Origin of the sequence: Arsenophonus endosymbiont of Bemisia tabaci Q2, from assembly GCF_902713415.1 — a bacterium.
In the GTDB taxonomy this organism is placed as follows: Bacteria; Pseudomonadota; Gammaproteobacteria; order Enterobacterales; family Enterobacteriaceae; genus Arsenophonus.
The window spans coordinates 1-1,755 of record NZ_CACTIE010000131.1; the positions used below are offsets into that span (position 1 = coordinate 1).

The 1,755-nt window shown below is 38.4% G+C and carries 1 protein-coding gene; it reads left to right on the forward strand.

Going from position 1 to position 1,755, the window contains the following annotated elements:
* Positions 1 to 319: 319 nt before the first annotated feature.
* Positions 320 to 1,540: a beta-ketoacyl-ACP synthase I gene (gene fabB / locus ARSQ2_RS07435; RefSeq protein WP_181994902.1), complete on the forward strand. Its 1,221-nt coding sequence runs from the start codon at positions 320 to 322 to the stop codon at positions 1,538 to 1,540.
* Positions 1,541 to 1,755 lie beyond the last annotated feature (215 nt).

Consider the following 1,755-nt stretch of genomic DNA (forward strand, 5'->3'; position numbering starts at 1 on the left):
TTCTCGGATACTCAACCCTTCTTCTTCCATCGTAAATATCACTTTACCTCTAAAATCAATTGAATAGCTCATATAAATAATGTCATCAAAATTAAGTCGCTTAGCTATATTCACAAAATTATCTACAATATTTTAAATAATCAGCCAATTTTAACGAATTTAACCTGAGTGCGCTAGCTATCGCAAAATATAAAAGTTAGCCAAGATAATATTTTCTACAAAATTTTACCTGATCGGACTTGTTCAGCTTACAAGTGTAAGCTAAAGTAACAGGCTAAGCTTCCGGTAAATCAATTTCGATTATGAGGTAATATAAGCAATGAAGCGTGCAGTCATCACTGGTCTGGGCATTATCTCCAGCATAGGTAACAACCAGCAAGAGTTACTGGCTTCCCTGAAAGCGGGTCGTTCTGGCATCCGGTTTTCAGAAGAATTTAAAGAAATGGGTTTACGCAGCCATGTCTGGGGTAATATTCAGCTGACGCAAGATGATATTAAACAAAAGATTGATCGAAAAATTCTTCGTTTTATGAGTGATTGCTCTATTTATGCCTACTTGGCGATGGAAGAGGCAATTCAGGACGCTAAACTGACAGAAAAGCAGATCTCAAATATTCGTACCGGTTTAGTTGCTGGTTCTGGTGGCGGTTCGCCCCGTAATCAAGTGGCTGGTTCTGATGGTATGCGTGTCAGAGGATTACGTGGTGTTGGTCCCTATATGGTGACCAAAGCAATGGCTTCTGGTGTTTCAGCTTGTTTAGCCACACCGTTTAAAATTAAGGGCGTTAATTATTCTATTAGCTCCGCTTGCTCAACCTCAGCCCACTGTATTGGCCATGCAGTTGAATTGATCCAATTAGGTAAACAGGATGTTGTTTTTGCTGGTGGAGGTGAAGAACTAAGCTGGGAATTAACCTGTGAATTTGATGCAATGGGAGCATTATCTACCAAATATAATGCAACCCCAGAAAAAGCTTCTCGTACCTATGATCAGGATCGAGATGGTTTTGTGATAGCTGGTGGTGGCGGTATCGTTGTGGTGGAAGAGTTAGAGCATGCTTTGGCACGTGGCGCACATATTTACGCTGAAATTGTTGGTTATGGAGCGACTTCAGACGGTTATGATATGGTTGCTCCGTCAGGTAAGGGTGCAGTACGGTGTATGAAAATGGCATTGGCAAATGTCGAACAGGTTGATTATATCAACACTCATGGAACTTCAACGCCAGTTGGCGATACAAAAGAGCTAGAAGGAATTACTGAAGTGTTTGGTACTAATACCCCAGCGATTTCAGCGACTAAAGCAATGACTGGCCATTCTCTGGGCGCGGCTGGGGTACATGAAGCTATTTATAGTTTGTTAATGTTAGAGCATGGATTTATTGCTCCAAGCATCAATATTGATAATTTGGATGAAAAAGCGCAAGCAATGAATATTATTACGCAACCCACTGATAAGAAATTAAATACTGTAATGTCAAATAGTTTTGGTTTTGGTGGAACTAATGCGTCGTTGGTAATGAGTAAATACCATTCATAATTATTTTATCAAGAAAAACAACTAACTACTGATAATCTATCAGTAGTTTTTTATTTTTTGATATAATTAATTGATTTAATAAGTTATTATTCTTTTTTATTAGTATTACAACGGAGATGGTTAAAAAACTGCGTCATTGGCGTACATAATTGCTCCGCTAAAATATAGCTAAGCGACTTAATTTTGATTACACCATATTGAGTGCGAAAAAAATA